Origin of the sequence: Pannonibacter anstelovis, from assembly GCF_036881715.1 — a bacterium.
GTDB lineage: Bacteria > Pseudomonadota > Alphaproteobacteria > Rhizobiales > Stappiaceae > Pannonibacter > Pannonibacter anstelovis.
Genome location: NZ_JBAKBF010000045.1, coordinates 1 through 203, shown reverse-complemented (window position 1 = coordinate 203; position 203 = coordinate 1). Strand labels below are relative to the sequence as shown.

Sequence of the window (203 nt, the reverse complement as noted above, 5' to 3'; positions counted from 1 at the left end):
AAGATCGGCGATGTGCTGGGCATGATCTCGGACATCGCAGGCCAGACCAACCTGCTGGCCCTGAACGCCACCATCGAAGCCGCGCGTGCCGGTGAAGCCGGCAAGGGCTTCGCGGTCGTGGCCACTGAAGTGAAGGCCCTGGCGGAACAGACGTCCCGTGCCACGCAGGAAATCTCGGGCCAGATCGCCGAGATCCAGGCCGC

At 66.0% G+C, this 203-nt stretch carries 1 protein-coding gene; it reads left to right on the top strand.

Annotation, left to right across the window (positions count from 1 at the left end; genetic code table 11):
• Positions 1–203, top strand: a 203-nt coding sequence (locus tag V6L75_RS21140) for a methyl-accepting chemotaxis protein (RefSeq protein ID WP_334253411.1), incomplete at both ends; no start/stop codon positions are given.